The sequence below is a fragment of the Nocardia sp. NPDC004711 genome (assembly GCF_053601595.1).
This window is the reverse complement of the sequence record NZ_JBSGCB010000038.1, coordinates 44531-65031: the sequence shown is the minus strand read 5'-3', so window position 1 is coordinate 65031 and position 20501 is coordinate 44531. Positions and strand designations below refer to the sequence as shown.

Genomic DNA, 20501 nt, shown 5'->3' with positions numbered 1-20501 from the left:
AATGGTTCGCGGCCGTCTCGATTCTGGACCGCGGCTGGAATAGACCTCCGCCTTGGAGCGGGGGAGCGAAGCGGAGGAGCGGAGGAGCGGAGGAGGGAAGAATCGAGACCTAGGGGCCGCGAACCCGCCCCGGAGCGAAGCGGAGGGGCAAAATGAACACAGTGACCTCGAAATCCGAGCCGGGGACCTACGTCGAACCGGGCGAATTCAAGCGCGATACGAACTACATCGACACGCGGATCACCGCCGACGGCCGAGACGGGTATCCGGTCGAGCCCGGCCGGTATCGGCTGGTGGCGGCGCGCGCTTGTCCATGGGCCAATCGCACGCTCATCGTGCGGCGGCTGCTCGGACTGGAATCGGTGCTGTCGCTGGGACTGTGCGGGCCCACCCACGACAAGCGCAGTTGGACCTTCGACCTGGATCCGGGCGAGGTGGATCCGGTGCTGGGCATCCACTTCCTGCAGGACGCCTACTTCGAGCGGTTCCCCGACTATCCGCGCGGCATCACCGTGCCCGCCATCGTGGACGAGCGCACCGGCGCGGTCGTCACCAACGACTACGCGCAGATGACGCTCGACTTCACCACCGAGTGGGCGCAGTACCACCGGCCCGGCGCGCCGCGGCTGTATCCGGAAGATCTTCGCGCGGAGATAGATTCGGTGAACCGCCGCGTCTACACCGAGGTCAACAACGGCGTGTACCGGTGCGGGTTCGCGGGCGGGCAGGACGCCTACGACGCCGCCTACGACCGGCTATTCACCGCCCTGGACTGGCTGTCCGAGCGACTGGCGACCCAGCGGTACCTGGTGGGCGACACCATCACCGAGGCCGACGTCCGGCTGTTCACGACACTGGCCCGCTTCGATCCGGTCTATCACGGCCACTTCAAGTGCAATCGGCAGAAACTCACCGAGATGCCGGTGCTGTGGGCCTACGCCCGCGACCTCTACCAGACCCCAGGGTTCGGCGACACCATCGACTTCGTGCAGATCAAGCAGCACTACTACCTCGTGCACACCGACATCAACCCGACCCGGGTGGTGCCCAAGGGGCCCGAGCTCGGCAACTGGCTGACCCCGCACGGCCGGGAAGCCTTGGGCGGCAGGCCCTTCGGCGACGGCACCCCGCCGCCTCCGCCGGTCGAGGCCGAGCGCGTGCCCGCGGGACACGCCCCGGCCTGACGCGGTTACTCGCCGGCCGCGCCCCGGTAGGTGCCGAAGCTCCAGTAGACGCCTTCGGGGTCGCGGCAGGTGAAACCCCGTGACTCGTAATCGGTTTCATCGCGCAGCTCGCGAGTGATGGTGGCGCCCGCCGCCTGTGCCCGGGCGTACAGGGCGTCCGCGTCGTCGACGGCGATGTACACCGAGCCGACCCCGGGCGGCTGGCAGTCCAGCGCCATGCCCTCGCGGGCGCCGCCGAGCATGATGGCGCCGCCGCCCGGCCAGGCGAGTTCGGCGTGCGCGACGGTGTCGCCCTCGTCGTAGCGGGCGGTGGTCTCGAAGCCGAAGGCCCGCTCCAGGAATGCGATGGCGGCCGGGGCGTCGCGGTAGACCAGGGTCGGCCAGACGACGGTGCCGGTCGCGATGGGGGTTGTCGTTTCGCTCATGGGACTAGCCTCCGATCTCGGCGGCCTGCTGGTCTTGGACGAATGGGAACTCCTCGCGTTCTCGCCACACCGACGGCGGCATGCCCGCGAGTTCCCGCCATTCGCGGGCCATGTGCGCCTGGTCGTAGTACCCGGCGGTGGCCGCCACCTCGGCGAGCGCGGGCAGGATCGGCTCCCGCAGCAGGCGGTGCGAGCGTTCGAAGCGCGCCACCCGGGCGGCGTCCTTGGGGGTGATGCCGAATTCGGCGCTGAAGCGGCTGCCGAGATGTCTTCGGCTCCAGCCGATCTCGTCGGCCACGGCGGCCACCCGCACCGCCGGGTCGGGGCCCGACAGCAGCGTCCAGGCGTGGGTCAGCTCGGCATCCCAGCGCACCGGATCCATCTGGCGCAGCAGGATCTCATCGATGACGGCGAAGCGCCGCGGCCACGAGCGCACCGACGACAGCCGCTCCCGCAACTCCGTCGCGCGCGGCCCGAGCACGTCGGTCAGATCCACGATCCACGACCCGAGCGCCGCCGCGGGCATCCCGAACAGCGCCCGGCAGCCCAGCGGCGTGAGGTTCAGCTGCACCCCGTGCTGGAACCCGTTGTGCGCGATCACCGCCGGCCGCACCGTGAGCCCGCTGGCCAGCATGTCCCAGTGACCGCCCGCCTGCTCCGGATGCGAGGACACCGGCACGTGGATGGGCTCGTCGATGGTGATGATCACGGTCAGCGCCGATGCGGGCATCCCGACATGCGTACCCGGCGCGAAGCCGTACAGCAGATAGCCCTCGTACCCGAGGACGTATGCGCGTAATCGCGGGTCGGGCACTCCCGACGCGCCTTCGGACACGCCTGCCACGCCGTCCACCCTAGGCCGATGGTCTCCGGCGTGGGACCCTCCCGTCCGGAACCGGTCTATCTCGCGAATCGTTGTCGAGGTGCCATAGAGTTCGGTCTGGAGGACCGCACGAAGAAGGGGTTGTCGTCGATGTTCAAGACCGGGCTCGAAAAAGCGGTCGTCTCGTTGCTCGACAACGGGTCCCAGGTACAGGCCCCGGCTGTCACGAAATACGTGGGCAAGCTGCGGGATGCGCATCCGGGTGAGACGCCCGGGCAGATCATCGCCCGCATCGAGAAGCTCTACCTCAATACCGTGACCACCTCCGGCACGGCGGTCGGCGCGACCGCGGCGGTGCCGGGCGTCGGGACGGTGGCGTCGCTGGCGGCCATGAGCGCGGAGACCGCCTTCTTCCTGGAGGCGTCCGCGGTGTTCACCCTGGCGGTGGCGGCCGTGCACGGAGTGGCGCCCGAGGACAAGGAGCGCCGCCGCGCCCTGGTGCTGGCCGTGGTGCTCGGCGAGAGCGGCATGGAGATCGTGCAGAAGAGCGTCGGGCACTCGGCCGCGAACTGGGGCGGGCTGCTGGCGGGCAAGATCCCGGGCCTGAGCGCCATGAACGATTCGCTGCTCAAACGGTTCATGATCCAGTTCATCGCCAAACGCGGCGCGCTCATGGTCGGCAAGGTGATTCCGGCCGGAATCGGCGCGGCCATCGGCGGATTCGGCAACCGGGCGATCGGGCGCGGCGTGGTCGACAATGCCCGCAGGGCGTTCGGCGCGCCGCCGCTGACCTGGCCCCAGCCCCTGGTCATCGACGCCGATCCGCTGCCCGCGGTGGAGGCGCCGACCCGGACCCGGCAGCCGTGAGCGCGCGACCGCTCGCCTTCGCCGCCGGGGGCCTGACCAAGACCTTCGAGAGCGTCACCGCGGTCGAGGACGTGAGCTTCGTGGTGCCCGCCGGCAAGGTGGCCGCCCTGGTGGGCCCGCACGGCGCGGGCAAGTCCACGGTGCTGCGCATGCTGCTCGGACTGCTCACCCCCACCTCCGGCACCGCGAGCGTGGGCGGACCCGGCTCCGGCGTGCGGGCCGGACGGCAGGTGGTGGGCGCCATGCTGAATCCGCGCGGCCTGCACCCGGCCCGCCGGGTGTTCGCCCAACTGCGCGTCTACGCCTCCGCCGCAGGCGTTTCCGATGCCCGGGCGGAGGAACTGCTGGCGCTGGTGCGGCTCACCGAGGCCGCCGACCAGCGCATCGGCGGCCTGCCGGAGGGCATGCGGACCCGGCTGGCGCTGGCCGTCGCGCTGCTCGGCGATCCGCCGCTGCTGGTGCTCGACGATCCGGCCGCCGGGCTCGATATCGGGGAGACCGCCTGGCTCAACGACTATCTGCGCGGCCACGCCCGCAGCGGCGGCACCGTGCTGCTCACCTCCCGCATGCTCAGCACCGTGCTGCCCATCGCCGACGAGCTCCTGGTGCTGGACCGCGGCCGCATCGCCTACCAGGGCAGCCCGGCCCGGCTGCGCCGCAGCCACCCGGACCGGCTGCTGGTGAAGGCCTCCAGCCCGATCGCGCTGGCCACCACCCTGGCCGCGCAGGGTTTCACCGACGCGGTCATGCGGCCCGACGGCCGCCTCGCCATCGCGGAAGCCTCGCTCTCGCAACTGGAATCGGCCGCCTCCACGGCCCGCGTCCAGCTCACCGAGATCACCCCCGAACACATTCATCCCGACCAGGTCCTGGCCGCCCTCACCCACAGCGGGCCCCCGTCTCCCGCGTACCCGAGCCCGGCCGCCTACCGGACCTACCGGTGAAGTCGTTGCGCCACACCGCTATCCGCCATGGGAGCACGGTCCGTCGCCGGATCGACGATCTCCCGCGAAAGGACATTCGATGATCCTCACTGTGCCGCCTGTGGTGGCCCGGGCCGCGAATTCCGAAGTGCGGAAGGTGACTTCGGTGCGGTCGAACTGGCTGATCGGCGGCGGAGTCATCGTGGCGGGCGTGATCGCGTTCGTGGCGCTGGGCACCGGATTCCAGCCCGGCGACCAGCATGTGCAGGGCTTCAGCTCCGGATCCGGCTGGGCGGCGCTGCTGACCACCTGGGTGCTGGTGCTCACGGTCGCGGCAGCAGCCACCTTCGGGGCGCTGGGCGCCGGCACCGATTTCCAGTCCGGATCGCTGGCGATGAGCTCGCTGTACACCCCCGACCGCACCCTGCTGCTCGGCGCGAAACTCGCGGTGGCGGGGGCGTTCTCGCTCGGCACCGTGCTGCTGATGGAGGTGCTGGGCGGGGCCGCCATGCGGCTGGCCGGTGGCTCCCGGGTGCCCCTGGACGGCGGTTTCTTCGGCGTGCTGATCGGGGTGGCGCTGGCGGCGGTGTGCTGGGCGGTGATCGGCACCGCGATCGGTGTCGTGCTGCGCTCGCCCACCCGGGCGCTGGCCGCCGTGCTGGGCTGGGCCGTGCTGGAGCCGCTGATCTGGATCACCGCGCGCGCCATCGGATTCGGCGGGCTGGCGGCCATCCTGCCGGTGTCCTCGACGGTCGGGGCGATCAGCGGCGGCCGTTACGCCAAGAGCGCGCTCATCGCGCCGACCCCGGCCGCCATGGCGCTGCTGGTGCTGTGGAGCGCCGCGGCGGGTGCGGCCGCCTGGTGGATGCTCACCCGCCGCGACCTCTGATCAGGCGCGGCCGGAGAACAACCGCCGCCACACCTCGTGATCGGCGCGCGGGCCGCCGGGAGTGTCCGCGCCGTACTTCGCGATGAGGCCCGGCAGGTCCAGCGGAAGGCTCGGCGCGGTCATGGCGGCCAGCTCCGCTTCCACCGCGGCGTCGGGAACCAGCCAGCAGACCTCGAATTCGATGCCGTCGGGGTCGGCGGCGTAGAGGGCCTTGGTGGAGGCGTGGTCGGAAGCCCCGGTGAGCGCGCCCGCCGCGACCAGGGCGTCGCGCACCCGCTGCAGTTCGCTCAGCGTGTCCACCTCCCAGGCCAGGTGATAGAGGCCGACCCGGCCGGTGCGGTGCGGGACCGACGGGTCCGGCGACTGGAACAGGCCCAGGTCGTGGTCGTTGGCCGACCCGGCCGCCTGCAGGAACGCCCCGCCCGGGAAGCCGCCGGGCAGCCGACGAAAGCCCAGTACCTCGCTGTAGAAGGCGACCGAGCGCTCCAGGTCGGAGACGAACAGGACGGCGTGATTGAGACGCTGAATCGGCATGGGGGCGACTCCGTTTCGAAGGACCGTGACCATCCAGCCGACCACGGCGGGCCGCGCCGCACAAGCCACCGTCCCGGCACACTGGACAGGGCGGCACGACGACGGGAACAAAGTGGGGGTGGGGAGACAGTTGTTCTCCGCGATGACTTCGAAGGATGTGAATAGGGTGCGCGGCTGGCTGCGCAGGTTGTGGGAACGGTGCGCCGGGCACCCGTGGATGCTGTCCGGGCTGGGGCTGGCCATCGCGCTCGGCGCGATCGTGGAGGTGACCGGGCCGCTGCTGGCCAAGCGCGCCCTCGACGGCGCGACCGCCGGGAACACCGGCATCATCGCGGCCATGGCCGTGGCGCTGGGCGTGCTCGCGGTCGGCCGCTTCCTCGCCTCGTACGGGCGGCGCATGCTCGCCGGGCGGCTCGCCCTCGACGTCCAGCACGAACTGCGCGTGGATCTGCTGTCCGCGCTGCAACGGCTGGACGGGCCCGGACAGGACGGGCTGCGCACCGGGCAGGTCATCTCGCGCTCGATCAGCGACCTGACCCTGGTGCAGGGCCTGCTGGCCATGGGTCCCTGGTCCGCGGTGGCGGCACTGCAATTCGTGCTGGCCGCGGGCGTCATGCTGTGGCTCTCGCCGCCGCTGGCCCTGGCCGCGCTGCTGGTGGTGCCGGTGCTCGCGCTGGTGGTCTATCGGGTGCGCCCGCGGCTGTACGCGGCCACCTGGTCCGCGCAGCAGCGCGCCGCCGACCTGGCCCAGCACGTCGAGGAGACCGTCACCGGCGTGCGCGTGGTGAAGGGCTTCGGGCAGGAGGCCCGCATGGTCGACGTGCTCGAGCAGCACGGCCGCACGCTGTACGCCGAACGCATGCGCGCCGCCCATATCGACGCCCGCTTCAGCCCCACCCTGGGATCGATTCCGCAGGCCGGTCTGGTCGCGGTGATCGCGGCGGGCGGGCTGCTCGCCTTCCACGGCAGCATCGGGCTCGGCACCTTCCTGGCCTTCGTCGCCTACGTGTCGACGATGACCAACTCCACCCGGATCGTGTCGTATGTGGTGGTCATGGCGCAGCTGACGCGCGCGGCGGCCGAACGCGTGAACCAGGTCATCGACAGCGCGCCCGAACGCATCGATCCGGAGCACCCGGTGGAGGTGCCCGAAGGACCGCTCGGCATCGAAATCGACGATCTCACCTTCGGTTTCGAGCCCGGCCGGCCCGTGCTGCGCGACTTCACGCTGAACATCGCACCCGGCGAGACGGTGGCCGTCATCGGCCCGGCGGGCTCGGGCAAATCCACCCTGAGCCTGCTGCTGCCCCGCTTCTACTCCCCCGGCTCCGGCCGGATCACCCTGTACGGCAAGGACTCCCGCGCCGACATCGCCGACCTGCGCGCCGCCGACCTGCGCTCGGCGGTCGGCGTGGTCTTCGACGAGGCCTTCCTGCTCTCGGACACCATCGCCGCCAATATCGCCCTGGGCCGGCCCGATTCCACCGAGGCGGAGATCCAGGCCGCCGCCAAACAGGCCGCGGCCGACGACTTCATCAACGCCCTGCCCGACGGCTACGAGACCGTGGTCGGCGAACGCGGCCTGACCCTCTCCGGTGGTCAGCGCCAGCGCATCGCGCTGGCCCGCGCCCTGCTCGCCGACCCGCGCATCCTGGTGCTCGACGACGCCACCTCCGCGGTGGACGCCGTCACCGAGGCCGCCATCTTCGCCTCCCTCCCCGCCGATTCCGGACGCACCACCGTCATCCTGGCCCACCGCGAATCCACCCTCGCCCACGCCGACCGCGTGATCCGGCTGCCCGCACCGGAATCCGGCGACGAGCAGGTATCGGTGACCGCGGACGCACGGGACGTGACCGCGGAAACGGCCGCCGGAAGCCGACACTCGGTCGATCGGGACACACCGGCGGAAGTGCGGCGGGTGCTGGGGAAGCTGCCGCCGGCCACCGAGCGGCCGGGGCTGGACGCGGCCGAGCTGCGCCGGCCCGACCCGGGCTTCCGGCTGAGTCATGCGCTGCGGCTGGTGAAGTGGCTGGTCGCCGGCACCATGGTGCTGCTCGCGCTGAACGCGGTGGTGGGCGTGGGCTTCCCGTCCGTGGTGCGGTACGCGGTGGACTCGGGCGTCGGCAAGCATGACGGCTGGGCGCTGGTGCAGGCCACCGTGATCGGAGCCGTGCTGGTCGGGCTCGGCTGGCTGGTCGCCTCGACCTCACTGCTGTGGAGCAACCGGGCCGGGGAGCGCGTGCTCTTCGGGCTGCGGGTCCGCAGCTATGCCCACCTGCAGCGACTCGGGCTCGACTTCTACGAGCGAGAACTGTCCGGCCGCATCATGACCCGGATGACGACCGACATCGACGCCCTGTCCACCTTCATGCAGACCGGTCTGCCGGACGCGCTCGTCGCGCTGCTGACGGTGGCCGGCATCGCGGTGGCACTGCTGGTGATCGACTTCCAGCTGGCGCTGGTCGTGTTCGTGACGCTGCCGCCGCTGCTCCTGGCCACCTGGTGGTTCCGCAAGGTCTCCGATTCCGCCTACAGTGCCGCGCGCGAACATTCGGCGACGGTGAACGCCGACTTCGCCGAGAATGTCGCGGGTCTGCGGGTGGTGCAGGCCAATCGGCACGAGGCCATCTCCGCACGCCGGTTCGCCGGGTACTCCGACAATTTCCGGGTCAGCCGGATGCGGGCCCAGCGGGCCATCGCCACCTTCTTCGCCTTCGTCGGCATGTGGGCGGATCTGGCCTTGGCGTCGGTGGTCTTCACCGGGGCGAGGGCGGTCGCGCACGGGTCCACCACACCGGGCACGCTGGTGGCGTTCGTGCTCTATCTGCAGCTGCTGTTCGGGCCGATCATGCAGCTGTCGCAGCTGTTCGACGGGTATCAGCAGGCGCGAGTCGGGTTGCGGCGCATCGGTGAATTGCTGCGGACCCGGTCCTCCATCGCGCCGGATCCCGCGGACGCGGCGCCCATCGACGGGCGGCTGCGCGGGGAGGTCGTCTTCGACAATGTCCGCTTCCAGTACCCGGGCGCGGTGCGGCCCGCGCTCGAGGGCGTCAGCCTGACCATCCCGGCGGGCGGCAGCCTGGCGCTGGTCGGCGAGACCGGCGCGGGCAAGTCGACCATCGTGAAGCTGCTCGCCCGGCTCTATGACATGCCCCGGACACCGGGTGACGGGAATCACGAACTTTCCGGCAGTGTTACGCCGTTCTCCATAGCGGATATGCATGACAGCGGCCATGATCCGGACGGCACCGGCGCAATTCGCGTGGACGGCGTGGATATTCGCGACTATCGGCTCGCCGAGTTCCGCTCGCGGCTCGGTGTGGTCCCTCAGGAAGCTCACCTGTTCACCGGCGACATCGCCAGCAACATTGCATTTGGCAAACCTTTTGCGAGTCCCGGGGAAATCGAGGCGGCCGCGGCCGCGGTCGGGGCGCTGGACACCATCTCCGCCCTGCCCCAGGGCATGCGGCAGCCGGTCGGCGAACGCGGACGCGGGCTCTCCGCCGGTCAGCGGCAGCTCATCGCCCTGGCCCGCGCCGAACTGGTCCGCCCCGATCTGCTGCTGCTCGACGAGGCCACGGCCGTGCTGGATCCAGCCGCCGAGGCATCGGTGCTGGTCGCGAACGAATCGGTGACGCGCGGCCGCACCTCGGTCATCGTCGCGCACCGGCTGGCGACCGCCGCGCAGGCCGATCGGATCGCCGTCGTGCAGAACGGTCGGATCAGCGAAATCGGCACCCACGACGAACTCCTCGCGGCAACCGGCCCGTACTCGCGCTTGTGGGCTGCGGCGCAGGCGACGGAAGGAATATTCTCGGGCGAGGACGAGTCGTCATCAGAGAATGTGTCCGCTCGGTGGTAGCCATGCCCGACGGCGAACAGGGGTGGGCATATCCTCAGTGGGGGCGCATCGGCGCGCATCCGCCGATTACCCGTGCCGGGCACGTCACAAACGTCGCAGCGCGAAGAACGAAATGAGGCGAACACCTGCTGTGAGCAGCTCAACAGACCAGTTCGGACAGAACCAGTGGCTTGTCGACGAGATGTACCAGAAGTACAAGCAAGACCCCTCGTCCGTCGATGAGAGCTGGCACGAGTTCCTGGCGGACTACACGCCGGAGAACACTGCCGAGATTGGTAACAACAGCCAGGCGGCCGCCGCCGTCGCTCCGGCACCCGCCGCAGTGCCTACTGCCCCCGGACCCGCCCAGAGCGCCCCCGCCGTGAATTCCACCCCCGTCGCCACCCCCGCCCCGGCCGCCCCCGCCCCGGCTCCGGCCCCCGCCCAGGTGCGCACCCCCCAGACCACTCCCGCCCCCAGCTCCAACGCGGCCCCGACCTCGGGCGGCCCCAAGCCCACCGCCGAGGACGAGACCAAGGTGCTGCGCGGTCCCGCCGCGGCCGTCGTCAAGAACATGTCGGCGTCGCTGGCCATCCCCACCGCGACCTCGGTGCGTGCCATCCCGGCCAAGCTGATGATCGACAACCGCCTGGTCATCAACAACCACCTGGCCCGTACCCGCGGTGGCAAGATCTCCTTCACCCACCTGCTGGGTTACGCCATCGTGCAGGCCATCAAGGCCTTCCCGAACATGAACCGGCACTTCGCCGAGGTCGACGGGAAGCCGAACGCGGTCACCCCCGCGCACACCAATCTCGGTCTGGCCATCGACCTTCCGGGCAAGGACGGCAGCCGTGCGCTGGCGGTCGCGGCCATCAAGAACACCGAGGGCATGACCTTCGCGCAGTTCCACAGCGCGTACGAGGACGTCGTGCGCCGCGCCCGCGACGGCAAGCTGACCAACGACGACTTCGCCGGTGTCACCATCTCGCTGACCAACCCCGGCACCATCGGCACCAACCACTCGGTGCCGCGTCTGATGCTGGGCCAGGGCGCGATCATCGGCGCGGGCGCCATGGAGTACCCGGCCGAGTTCCAGGGCATGGGCGACCAGCAGCTGGCCGAGATGGGTATCGGCAAGCTGATGACCCTGACCTCGACCTACGACCACCGCATCATCCAGGGCGCGGAGTCCGGCGACTTCCTGCGGACCGTGCACAACCTGCTGATCTCCGACGAGTTCTACGACGAGATCTTCCACGGCATGGGTGTCCCCTACGAGCCGGTGCGCTGGCGCAAGGACATTCAGGAACGCGGCATCGACAAGTCGACCCGCGTGCAGGAGATGATCAACGCCTACCGCAGCCGCGGCCACCTGATGGCCGACACCGACCCGCTGCGGCTGGTGAAGGACAAGTTCCGCTCGCACCCTGACCTGGATGTCACCCAGCACGGCCTGACCCTGTGGGACCTGGACCGCGAATTCAATGTCGCGGGCTTCCACGGCCAGGAGCGCATGAAGCTGCGCGACGTGCTGTCCATCCTGCGCGACGCCTACGCCCGCCACGTGGGTGTGGAGTACACCCACATCCTGGATCCCGAGCAGCTCAAGTGGATTCAGGAACGCGTGGAGCAGAAGCACGCGAAACCCACTGTGGCCGAGCAGAAGTACATCATGTCCCGGCTCAATGCGGCCGAGGCGTTCGAGACCTTCCTGCAGACCAAGTACGTGGGCCAGAAGCGCTTCTCGCTGGAAGGCGCCGAGTCGGTCATCCCGATGATGGACGCCGTCATCGACCAGTGCGCCGAGTACGCCCTCGACGAGGTCATCATCGGTATGCCGCACCGCGGCCGCCTGAACGTGCTGGCCAATATCGTCGGCAAGCCCTACTCGAAGATCTTCACCGAGTTCGAGGGCAACATGAACCCGGCCGCCACCCACGGCTCCGGCGACGTGAAGTACCACCTCGGCGCGCGTGGCACCTACCTGCAGATGTTCGGCGACAACGAGATCGAGGTCTCGCTGACCGCCAACCCCTCGCACCTCGAGGCCGTCGACCCGGTGCTGGAAGGTCTGGTCCGCGCCAAGCAGGACCTGCTCACCAAGGAAGACATCGTCACCAAGGGTGAAGAGGCGCGGTCGTTCTCGGTCGTGCCGCTCATGCTGCACGGTGACGCGGCCTTCGCCGGCCAGGGCGTGGTAGCCGAGACCCTGAACCTGTCGGGTCTGCGCGGCTACCGCACCGGTGGCACCGTGCACATCGTGGTGAACAACCAGATCGGTTTCACCACCGCGCCGGAGTACTCGCGCTCCACCGAATACTCCACCGACATCGCGAAGTTCATCGGCGCCCCGATCTTCCACGTGAACGGCGACGACCCGGAAGCCTGTGTGTGGGTGGCCAACCTGGCCGTCGACTACCGGCAGAAGTTCAACCGCGACGTGGTCATCGACATGATCTGCTACCGCCGTCGCGGCCACAACGAGGGCGACGACCCGTCGATGACCCAGCCGGGCATGTACGACGTGATCGACACCAAGCGCTCGGTCCGCAAGGCGTACACCGAGAGCCTGATCGGCCGTGGCGACATCTCCATGAAGGAAGCCGAAGACGCCCTGCGTGACTACCAGGGTCAGCTGGAGCGGATCTTCAACGAGGTGCGCGAGCTGGAGAAGTTCCCGCCGGAGCCGTCGGAGTCGGTCGAGGACGAGCAGCAGCTGCCGCCGAACCTGGTGACCTCCGTGGACAAGACGGTGCTGCAGCGCATCGGCGACGCGTTCGTGAACGTGCCCGAGGGCTTCAGCGTGCACCCGCGCGTCAAGCCGGTGCTGGAGAAGCGCCGCGAGATGGCCTACGAGGGCAAGGTCGACTGGGCCATGGCCGAGCTGCTGGCCTTCGGCACGCTCATCGACGAGGGCAAGGCCGTCCGCCTGACCGGTCAGGACTCCCGCCGCGGCACCTTCTCGCAGCGGCACTCGGTGATCATCGACCGCAAGAACGGCGACGAGTACACCCCGCTGCACAACATCGGGTCGAAGAACCCGGGCTGGTTCGCGGTGCACGACTCGGCGCTGTCCGAGTACGCCGCTGTCGGTTTCGAGTACGGCTACTCGCTGGGCAACCCGGACGCACTCGTCCTGTGGGAGGCGCAGTTCGGTGACTTCGTCAACGGCGCGCAGTCCATCATCGACGAGTTCATCTCCTCCGGTGAGGCCAAGTGGGGTCAGCTCTCCGAGGTCGTGCTGCTGCTGCCGCACGGTCACGAGGGCCAGGGCCCGGACCACACCTCGGGTCGTATCGAGCGCTTCCTGCAGCTGTGTGCCGAGGGCTCGATGACGGTGGCCGTCCCGTCCACCCCGTCGAACTACTTCCACCTGCTGCGCCGCCACGCCCTGGACGGCATCCGCCGCCCGCTGGTGGTCTTCACCCCGAAGTCCATGCTGCGCAACAAGGCCGTGATCTCCGAGGTCGAGGACTTCACGGACAACAAGTTCCGCACCGTGCTCGAGGAGCCCACCTACGAGTCGGGCGACGGCGACCGCACCAAGGTCAAGCGCGTGCTGCTCACCTCCGGCAAGATCTACTACGAGCTGGTGGCCGAGAAGAAGAAGCACAACCGCGACGACGTGGCCATCGTGCGCGTCGAGCAGCTGTACCCGATTCCGAAGTTCCGCCTGAACGAGGCGCTGGAGCAGTACCCCAACGCCGTTGATCTGGCGTGGGTCCAGGAGGAGCCGGCCAACCAGGGCGCGTGGCCGTTCTTCGGCCTGAATCTGCCGGAAATCCTGCCCGCCCGCTTCGGCAAGCTGCGCCGCATCTCGCGTCGCGCCATGTCGGCCCCGTCCTCGGGTTCGTCCAAGGTGCACGCGGTGGAGCAGCAGGAGATCATCGACGAGGCTTTTACCGCCTCCCCGGGACTTTAGCGCCCGGCTAGGAGCCGTTGACCGCCGTGCATGCGTGCCGGCGGTCACGTGCCGAACCGATTTCGGGGGGCCCGGGGAGTTACCCTCGCCTCCCGAAATCAGTTGTTACGTATGAATAGACAGGAGCCCCGGCGCTTTCAGCGCCGGGGCTCGCTGCTCTTCCGTTGCCAGAGCGCTTACTTGTCCTGCGCGTCCGCTTCACCCTTGGCGGAATCGTTGGCGCCCTCGAGGTCCCAGACCGCCATCATGGCGGCGATGCCCTGGGCGGCTGCGTCCTGGGTCGATTCCTGATCGGACATTGCGTGTACCTCTTTCTGCTACTTCCGTAACGAAAGTTGATGCTACCGGCCGGAATTACTTGTGGCCTGTCGGGAAATGGCCTGCGACAAGGCATTTCGCCACAGTCGTGATGGTCGTCACAGGGAGGGGCGGGTGACGGAGGCGGGGTTGCCCTCAGCATGTTCCGCGTCGTATATTCCACGTGGAATATTTGGCACGGAGGATGTCGGTGACCCGCGATAGCGTCACCGGGAACGGGAGGTCCAGGTGACCCGGAAGCAGTCGACACCGGCACTCACGCCCTTGGCGATGCTGGTCCTCGCGCTGCTGGAGGAACGTCCGATGCACCCGTACGAGATGTATCAACTGCTCTTGAGCCGACATGAAGACGAGTTCGTGAAGATCAAACCGGGCTCGCTCTACCACACCGTGGCCCGGCTGGCCGACCAGGAACTACTGGCCGCCGAGAGCACGGACCGGGCCGGCAACCGGCCGGAACGAACCACCTACCGCATTCGCACCGCCGGGCGCGAGGCGCTGCGCACCCGGATCCGGGACCTGCTGCGCGAGCCGGCCCGGGAGTACCCGGTCTTCGTGACCGGATTGGCCGAAGCGCACAACTTACCCCTGGACGAGGTCATCGATGCCCTCCGCGAACGCGTCGCCTCGATCGACGCCCGGCTCGCCGAGCTCGACACGATCCACGACCTGGCCGCCGCCTCCGATATTCCGCGGCGGTACTGGGCCCGCGTGGACTACATACGCGCACAGAACACCGCCGAGGTCGAATGGCTGCGTGGATTCATCGCCGAGATCGAGAGCGGCGACATCGAATGGGAGACCTTCGACGAGTCCGGCGAACGCATCGACATCACGAACCACACCCTGAGATAGGAATCCGAATCCGTGTCCACTCAACGCAATCCGTGGCTGGCGCTATACGCGCTGGTCGTCGGGTTCTTCATGATCCTGCTGGACATGACCATCGTCGCGGTGGCCAATCCGGCGATCATGAAGGACCTGCAGGCCGATGTCTCCCAGGTCATCTGGGTCACCTCCGCCTACCTGCTGGCCTACGCGGTGCCGCTGCTGGTCACCGGCCGGCTCGGAGATCGTTTCGGCCCCAAGAACATCTATCTCGGCGGCCTGGCCGTGTTCACCCTGGCCTCGCTGTGGTGTGCCGAGTCGACGAGCATCAACATGCTGATCGCGGCCCGTGCCGTGCAGGGCCTGGGCGCGGCGCTCATGACGCCGCAGACCATGGCGGTCATCACCCGCACCTTCCCGCCGGACAAGCGCGGCGCGGCCATGGGCCTGTGGGGCGGCGTGGCCGGTCTGGCCACCCTGGTCGGCCCGATCCTGGGCGGCGTGCTGGTGGACTGGCAGGGCTGGCAGTGGATCTTCTACGTGAACGTGCCGATCGGCATCATCGCCTTCGCCCTGGCCTGCTGGCTGGTGCCGTCGCTGCCCACCAACGAGCACAAGTTCGACCTGGTCGGCGTGGTGCTCTCGGGCGTCGGCATGTTCCTGCTGGTGTTCGGCATCCAGGAGGGCAACAGCCACCACTGGGACGCCTGGATCTGGGCCATGATCATCGCCGGCGCGGCGGTGCTGGCGCTGTTCATCGTCAACCAGGCTCGCAATACCGGTGAGCCGCTGGTGCCGCTGAGCCTGTTCAAGGACCGCAACTTCGCGCTGTCCAACCTGGCCATCGCGGCCATGGGCGCGGCGGTGACCAGCGTGTTCGTGCCCGCCTACTTCTATCTGCAGCAGGTACACGACATGACGCCGACGCGCTCGGCACTGGTGTTCGCGCCCATGGCGATTCTGACCGGTGTGTTCGCGCCGATCATCGGCAAGATCTCGGACAAGGTCGCGCCGCGCGTCATTCCGACCATCGGTTTCGCGCTCTTCGCGGCGACCCTGTTCGGGTTCGGCCTCCTGATGAAGCCGGACGGCTCGATCCCGCTGTTCATGATCGTCGGCGGCATCTCCGGTATCGCCAATGCCTGCATCTGGGCGCCGCTGGCCACCACCGCCACCCACAACCTGCCGGTGCAGCAGGCCGGTGCGGGCGCGGGCGTGTACAACACCACCCGTCAGATCGGTTCGGTGCTCGGTTCGGCCACGATCGGCGCACTGCTCTCGGCTCGCATCTCGGCGCAGGGCCTGCCCAGCGGCCCGATCGGCGAGGGCGGCGGCAAGAGCCTGAGCAGCCTGCCGGCCGAGGTCCGAGGTCCCATCCTGGAGAAGCTCAGCACCGCGCTGAGCCAGTCCATCTACCTGCCCGCCCTGATCCTGTTGATCGGCGTCGCCGCCTCGGCGCTGTTCATCGGGCACGGCAAGGCGGCGGGCGATGAGCGTGACGATATGGCGAAGGCCGATATCGGGGTGCACTGATCCGCTGACATTCGAAAAGCGCTGCCCGCCGGGGCTTTCCCGGCGGGCAGCGCGGTCCGTGCGGCCGCAGCGGCAGGCTCGCCGGATTCCGCTGTGCCCTCAGCCGATTCGCACGGTGAGCGAGGGATATCCGGTCGCGCCGTCGGGCACGACGTCCTGTTCCCTGTCGGTCTGGGTCTCTCCGGTGCCGTCGGTCGCGCGCGCCCATACCGTGTGCACGCCGGTGCTGCCGGTCGCGTCCCAGTCGTAGGCCCACTGCACCCAGGTGTCGATGGACGGGGCCACCGCCAGCCGGGCGGGCCGCCAATCCCCTTGATCGATGCGGACTTCCACTCCGCGAATGCCGCGATGCTGCGCCCACGCCACGCCCGCGATGGTGACCTTGCCCGGGGCGATGGTGCCGCGCCCGCGGGGGGTGTCGATGCGGCATTCGGTCTTGATCGGGCCCTTGGCCGACCAGCCGCGCTTGGTCCAGAACGCCTCGGCACGATCGAATCTGGTGATCTCCAGCTCGGTCACCCATTTGGTGGCCGACACGTAGCCGTACAGCCCGGGCACCACCAGCCGCGCGGGATAGCCGTGCGCGGTGGGCAGCGGTTCGCCGTTCATGCCGACGGCCAGCATGGCGTCGCGGCCGTCCGTCAGCACGGCGAGCGGGCTGCCGACGGTGAAGCCGTCGACGCTGTGCGAGAGCACCATGTCGGCGTCGGGGTGCGGTCCGGCGGCGGCGATCAGCTCGTCGAGCCGATAGCCGAGCCAGCGGGCATTGCCGATCAGATCGCCGCCGACCGGATTGGACACGCAGGCCAGCGTGACCAGCCGTTCGATGGGGGTCTTGGCGGCGAGATCGGAGTAGCTCAAACGGATCTCGCGATCGACCATGCCGTGGATGCGCAGTGACCAGTCGTCCTTGCTGACCTGCGGCACGGTGAGTGCGGTGTCGATGCGATAGAAGTCGGCGTTCGAGGTGAGATACGGCGTCAGGCCCGAAATCTGCAGGTCCGCGCCGGGCTCGATGGACGGCTCCGCGCCGGTGGGCGTGGGCAGCTGCACATCCGCGCGCTCGGCCGACACATCCCGCGACCGCAGCCCGATGATCCGTCCCGCGATACCGCCGACCGCCGCGGCCACGCCCGTGATCACGATCCCGCGCACCACCAGCCGCCGCTCCACCGCCAGCTCGGCAGGCGAAAGCCGCTGCGGCTCGGCCGCTTCCGCGTCCGCGGCGGCCGCGGCGAATTCGCCGAACCGGGCGACCCGGCCGATCAGGCTGCGCAGCACCAGGATTCCGGCGACCATGCCGAGAATCGAAGGGAAGGCCCAGGTCCAGGTCGCAGTGGGGCGACCGAGCGCGGCGATGGTGGACAGCAGCCCGAAGATCGCGAACAGGATCGACCCGAGCGGCCGCCGCTCCCGCTCCACGATCCCGGCGACCGCGGCCAGCACCACCGCGACCACACCCATGCACACGAACAGCAGCACTTTGTCATTGGTGCCGACCAGGCCGATGATCCACTCCCGGAACCCGTCCGGCGTATGGTCGACGATCCACGCTCCGACCGCCTGCAAGGGCGTGCTGTCGGGGCTGACCAGCACGGACACCAGCTCCGCCACCCCCAGGGTGACGCCGCCGGCGACAATTCCGCCGGCCGTCCGTAATCCGCGATCCACCACGAAACCGACCCTACTGCGCGGGTCGGCTCGTGGAACGGCTCGAAGGATTACGGAAGCGTGACGCCCTGGATCAGCGAGTCTCGGTACGCAGCGCCACGGCGGCGATCACGGCCATGATCAACAGACTGCTGCCCGCCACCAGAAAGGCGTGATGCAGCCCGGCCATGCCCGGCACCGACCCGGAGTAGACCAGGGTGCCCAGCACCGCGACCCCGAGCACCTGGCCGAGCTGCCGCATCGCATTGTGCACCGAGGAGGCCATCCCGGCCCGGTGCGGGTGCACCGCGGCCAGCACGGTCGCGGTCATCGGGGTCAGGCACAGCCCGAGGCCGAAGCCGCCGAGCGCTAGCAGCCACCAGATCGACCCGATGCCGGTGGCGCGATCCATACTCAGCAAGCCCAGGGTGGCGAGACCAGCGATGGCCAGCCCGGTCACCATCGGCCCCCGCGGGCCGAAGCGGGCGACCACGCGACCGGAGATCGGCGTGGCGGTGGCAAATGCGATGCCGACGGCGCAGACATCGAGTCCGGCCCGGATTGCCGAATGTCCCTGCACCTGCTGGAAATACGCGCTCAAGTACACGATTAGCCCGACAAAGGCGAAGAACGCGATGGCGCCGGCCAGATTCGCCGCGGTGAAGCCACGATGGCCGAACAGGGAGAGATCCACCAGCGGATCATTGTGTCGCCGCTCCCAGCCCACGAACGCGACCGCAGCGGCGATGGCCAGCCCAAACGCGGCCAAGATGGCCGCGGAGGCCCACCCCTGCTGCCTGCCCTCGATCAATCCGAACGACAGTGCGGCAATGGACACCGTGGTCAATACCGCACCCTGCCAATCGAACCGCCCGGTGGCCGAGGTGCGTGGCAGACGCGGGACGACCAGCGCGGCAATCGCGGCGAAGACGGCGACCAACGGCACGTTCAGCAGCAGCACCCAGCGCCAGCCCAGTCCAGTGACGACGATCCCGCCCAGAATCGGGCCCACCGCCAGCGCCAGGCCGGACGATGTCGACCAGGCCCCGATCGCGACCGCCCGCTCACGCTCGTCCGGGAAGGCACCGCGCACCACCGCGAGGCTGGTCGGCACCAGCAGTGCGGGGCCGATGCCCTGAATGACGCGGCCTGCCAACAGCATCGGAATATTCGAGGCCAGACCGCCGATCAGTGCGCCGAGTGCGAAGGTCAGCATGCCCAGAAGGAAGACGCCCTTGCGGCCGTAGCGGTCACCGAGCCCGCCACTGAGCATCAGCAGGCTGGCATAGACCAGGACATAGGCATTGACGATCCATTCGGTGGCAGTGACATCTGCGTGCAGGTCGCGGCCAATGGTCGGCAGGGCCACGCTGATGACGGTGGTGGACAGGACGGCAAGGAACTGACCACCAGTGACGGCAACCAGTGTGACCCAGGGATTTGTTGTGGCAGCAGGGGATTCGGGGCGGGCGGAGACTTGCAACGCGGTCATGTCTCGAACGGTAGAGCCGCCAACTGATACCTTCCACGACCAAAATTGCTATACGGTAATGCCTTTAGAGTTATGAGCATGGATCTGCTGCAGCTGCGCTATTTCCGAATGGTGGCCCGCACCGAGAACATCAGCCGGGTGGCGGAGGAACTGCGGGTGGCGCAGCCATCACTGAGCCGGACCATCACTCGGCTCGAAAATGAGCTGGGCGTGCCGCTTTTCGATCGGCAGGGGCGACGGCTACGGCTGAACCGCTTCGGTGCGGCGTTCCTCGCGCGGGTGGAGCGCGCCCTGGACGAACTGGAGGGTGCACGTCGGGAAGTGGCCGATCTGGCCGGGCTCGACCGGGGCGCGGCCCTGATCGGAGCGGAGAATCTGAAGGTCCTCCAGCACGTGATCGCGGATTTCGTACAGGCGTATCCCGGTGCGCGCGTGCAGTTGTTCTCCGGCACCACCGCTGAGGTGACTGATCGGCTGATCGCCGGTGAGATCGATCTCGGGGTGATCTCGTACCCGCCGGACAGCCCCGGCCTGGCTGAACAGGAGCTGCTCGATGAGGAGGTGTTGCTGGCCGTTTCGCCGAACCACCGGCTCGCGGGCCGGGAACGGGTCTCGATCACCGAGCTCGCGAGCGAACCCTTCATCACGACCTCGCCCGAATACTGGCAGCGCACCGTACTCGATCGTGTCTTCGCTCGCGCCGGACTGCGTCCGATGATCGTGTGCGAGGGCGATGACCCGTCGGCGGTGCGCGCCCTGATCGCCACCGGATTCGGCGTCGGACTGCTCCCCGCCCTGGCGCGCAACTATCCCGGCCCGCCGGTGGCCTGGCTGCACCTCGACGACGTCTACTGCCGCCGTACCCTGCACCTGGCGTGGCGCGAAGACGCCTATCTGTCGTTGGCCGCCAGACGTTTTCGCGAACTTGCGGCCGAGAGTTTCGCACGGGTCCGGCCCGGCGCGCCGGAGTGAATCACCTCTGCGCGCGACCGGTGTAGTTGATCATCCACGGCACCGAGAACTTGTCGGTGACCATGGCGAACGCCTCGGCCCACTGCACCCGGCCCAGCGGCATGGAAACGGATCCACCCGGCGCGAGCTCGTTGAACAGCCGCTCGGCCTCGGCGGCCGACTCGACCTCGACCTGCACGGTGAAACCCGGCTTGGCGTTGTCGATCTCGCTGCCGGGCGGGCAGTCGGAGACCATGAGGATATTGGTCTCGCTCAGCGACAGCTGGGCATTGGCGACCATCGGCTCCCGCCCGG

Annotated in this window: 16 protein-coding genes; 9 read left to right on the top strand and 7 right to left on the bottom strand. The window is 69.0% G+C overall.

What is annotated here, in order from left to right:
• Nucleotides 1-152 precede the first annotated feature (152 nt).
• Nucleotides 153-1184, top strand: a complete 1032-nt coding sequence (locus tag ACWEKS_RS32720) for a glutathione S-transferase family protein (RefSeq protein ID WP_452343664.1) — start codon at nt 153-155, stop codon at nt 1182-1184.
• Between the two features lie 5 nt (nt 1185-1189).
• On the opposite strand, the gene ACWEKS_RS32715 is transcribed toward ACWEKS_RS32720, so the two are convergent.
• Both ACWEKS_RS32715 and ACWEKS_RS32710 read right to left on the bottom strand, forming a co-directional pair.
• A complete protein-coding gene (locus ACWEKS_RS32715; protein ID WP_452343663.1) occupies nt 1190-1609 on the bottom strand; it encodes a VOC family protein in 420 nt (139 codons plus the stop codon).
• Nucleotides 1610-1613: 4 nt separating this feature from the next.
• Entirely contained in the window at nt 1614-2453 is an 840-nt protein-coding gene (locus ACWEKS_RS32710; protein ID WP_452343662.1) for a helix-turn-helix domain-containing protein, read from the bottom strand.
• Between the two features lie 129 nt (nt 2454-2582).
• Here ACWEKS_RS32710 and ACWEKS_RS32705 point away from each other — a divergent pair, with 129 nt between their 5' ends.
• The 3 genes from ACWEKS_RS32705 (at nt 2583) to ACWEKS_RS32695 (ending at nt 5111) form a co-directional block, all read left to right on the top strand.
• Nucleotides 2583-3299, top strand: a complete 717-nt coding sequence (locus ACWEKS_RS32705) for a hypothetical protein (RefSeq protein WP_379379715.1) — start codon at nt 2583-2585, stop codon at nt 3297-3299.
• Nucleotides 3296-4243 (top strand): ABC transporter ATP-binding protein, encoded by a 948-nt coding sequence (locus ACWEKS_RS32700; RefSeq protein WP_452343661.1) that lies wholly within the window; start codon nt 3296-3298, stop codon nt 4241-4243. Before ACWEKS_RS32705 ends, ACWEKS_RS32700 begins: the two co-directional genes overlap by 4 nt.
• Nucleotides 4244-4322: 79 nt before the next feature.
• Complete coding sequence (locus ACWEKS_RS32695) at nt 4323-5111, top strand: ABC transporter permease (RefSeq protein WP_452343660.1); 789 nt, start codon at nt 4323-4325, stop codon at nt 5109-5111.
• Here ACWEKS_RS32695 and ACWEKS_RS32690 read toward each other — a convergent pair whose 3' ends face one another.
• Nucleotides 5112-5645 (bottom strand): VOC family protein, encoded by a 534-nt coding sequence (locus ACWEKS_RS32690; RefSeq protein WP_452343659.1) that lies wholly within the window; start codon nt 5643-5645, stop codon nt 5112-5114.
• Nucleotides 5646-5787: 142 nt separating this feature from the next.
• Between ACWEKS_RS32690 and ACWEKS_RS32685 the strand changes: the two genes are divergently transcribed.
• Complete coding sequence (locus tag ACWEKS_RS32685) at nt 5788-9510, top strand: ABC transporter ATP-binding protein (RefSeq protein ID WP_452343658.1); 3723 nt, start codon at nt 5788-5790, stop codon at nt 9508-9510.
• 112 nt (nt 9511-9622) lie between these two features.
• Nucleotides 9623-13414: a multifunctional oxoglutarate decarboxylase/oxoglutarate dehydrogenase thiamine pyrophosphate-binding subunit/dihydrolipoyllysine-residue succinyltransferase subunit gene (locus ACWEKS_RS32680; protein WP_452343657.1), complete on the top strand. Its 3792-nt coding sequence runs from the start codon at nt 9623-9625 to the stop codon at nt 13412-13414.
• 176 nt (nt 13415-13590) lie between these two features.
• Here ACWEKS_RS32680 and ACWEKS_RS32675 read toward each other — a convergent pair whose 3' ends face one another.
• Entirely contained in the window at nt 13591-13713 is a 123-nt protein-coding gene (locus ACWEKS_RS32675; RefSeq protein ID WP_452343656.1) for a hypothetical protein, read from the bottom strand.
• A gap of 247 nt (nt 13714-13960) precedes the next feature.
• Here ACWEKS_RS32675 and ACWEKS_RS32670 point away from each other — a divergent pair, with 247 nt between their 5' ends.
• Nucleotides 13961-14587: a PadR family transcriptional regulator gene (locus ACWEKS_RS32670; protein WP_452343655.1), complete on the top strand. Its 627-nt coding sequence runs from the start codon at nt 13961-13963 to the stop codon at nt 14585-14587.
• A 12-nt stretch (nt 14588-14599) separates the two neighbouring features.
• Nucleotides 14600-16093: a DHA2 family efflux MFS transporter permease subunit gene (locus ACWEKS_RS32665; RefSeq protein ID WP_452343654.1), complete on the top strand. Its 1494-nt coding sequence runs from the start codon at nt 14600-14602 to the stop codon at nt 16091-16093.
• A 99-nt stretch (nt 16094-16192) separates the two neighbouring features.
• Here ACWEKS_RS32665 and ACWEKS_RS32660 read toward each other — a convergent pair whose 3' ends face one another.
• Both ACWEKS_RS32660 and ACWEKS_RS32655 read right to left on the bottom strand, forming a co-directional pair.
• A complete protein-coding gene (locus tag ACWEKS_RS32660; protein WP_452343653.1) occupies nt 16193-17767 on the bottom strand; it encodes a molybdopterin-dependent oxidoreductase in 1575 nt (524 codons plus the stop codon).
• Nucleotides 17768-17837: 70 nt separating this feature from the next.
• The gene (locus tag ACWEKS_RS32655) at nt 17838-19235 is read right to left on the bottom strand and encodes an MFS transporter (protein ID WP_452343652.1); all 1398 of its coding nucleotides are present in this window, start codon (nt 19233-19235) and stop codon (nt 17838-17840) included.
• A 78-nt stretch (nt 19236-19313) separates the two neighbouring features.
• On the opposite strand from ACWEKS_RS32655, the gene ACWEKS_RS32650 reads away from it, so the two are divergent.
• A complete protein-coding gene (locus ACWEKS_RS32650) occupies nt 19314-20207 on the top strand; it encodes a LysR family transcriptional regulator (RefSeq protein ID WP_452343651.1) in 894 nt (297 codons plus the stop codon).
• 1 nt (nt 20208) lies between these two features.
• Here the strand turns inward: ACWEKS_RS32650 and ACWEKS_RS32645 are convergent, their stop codons facing one another.
• On the bottom strand, nt 20209-20487 hold the full coding sequence (locus ACWEKS_RS32645) for a hypothetical protein (RefSeq protein WP_452343650.1): 279 nt from the start codon (nt 20485-20487) through the stop codon (nt 20209-20211).
• Between the last annotated feature and the right edge of the window lie 14 nt (nt 20488-20501).